Source organism: Sphingobium sp., assembly GCF_033795625.1.
GTDB lineage: Bacteria > Pseudomonadota > Alphaproteobacteria > Sphingomonadales > Sphingomonadaceae > Sphingobium.
The window spans coordinates 1-769 of sequence record NZ_JARYGI010000114.1 but is presented as its reverse complement, the minus strand read 5'-3'; the positions used below and the strand labels follow the sequence as shown (position 1 = coordinate 769).

Here is a 769-nt window from a genome sequence, read left to right as displayed (position 1 = left end):
CAGCCGGGAGGCGACGCGGTTCGCGTTTTCGCGACTGCAGAGGAGAAGACGCTTAGGGGACAGGCCGGTGCTCAGGTCAAGCATGTCAGATCCTTCTCGGAAAGCATGATACCGGCAGGACTCAGGCGAAGATCGTCTTGTGGATCTTCGTCGTCGGCACGATCCGCCATTGCCGCTCCATGAGGCGGCTGATCCGGTAGCGGCCGCGGGTCTCAGGGTCGCGAAGGGTCACTCGGCGCCCCTGCTTCTCGACAATGAATTCCTGCCCGACATGGCCGTCCGAGAAGGTGACCGGCTGCTCCAGCCGGATCCGATCGCCGTCCGCGACCTTGCGCGAGCGGCGTTTCAGGTTCTCGGCGCAGCGACGACGCCAGTCGAGCGCGTGCTCCTTGTCGGTCGGCGTCAGCAGGTCGAGGATGTGCTGGGGGCATCCGTCCTCGCACGGCCCCATCGACTCCGTCAGTCGGGTAGGATTGGTGCTGCTCATGGAGTCAGCCCTGATCCCCCCGCCGAACCGCACGTGCAGCTTTCACCGCATGCGGCTCTCCACTGTGACGAACCATCACTTTGCCGTAGATCGGGCAGGCGGCCTCTGTGAGTATCCCAGTGGCATTGCTCGCACAGGACCACCGTCCTGCGGGCGCGTGCCACCTTCATTCTCACGACAAAACCGCGGTGCGAAACATCGGCCATCCCCCGGATATGGTGCACCTGACACGGAACATCGGATCGACCGCAAGCCTCGCATTGCTTGGCATTCTGACGATCA

General features: G+C 63.6%; 2 pseudogenes. Both read right to left on the bottom strand.

Features of this window, described 5'->3' with window-relative positions:
- Positions 1–121: 121 nt before the first annotated feature.
- Positions 122–463: pseudogene (locus QHC67_RS18880) on the bottom strand (DUF6927 domain-containing protein); the annotation flags it as partial.
- Between the two features lie 20 nt (positions 464–483).
- Positions 484–769, bottom strand: a pseudogene (locus QHC67_RS19285) (RNA-dependent DNA polymerase); the annotation flags it as partial.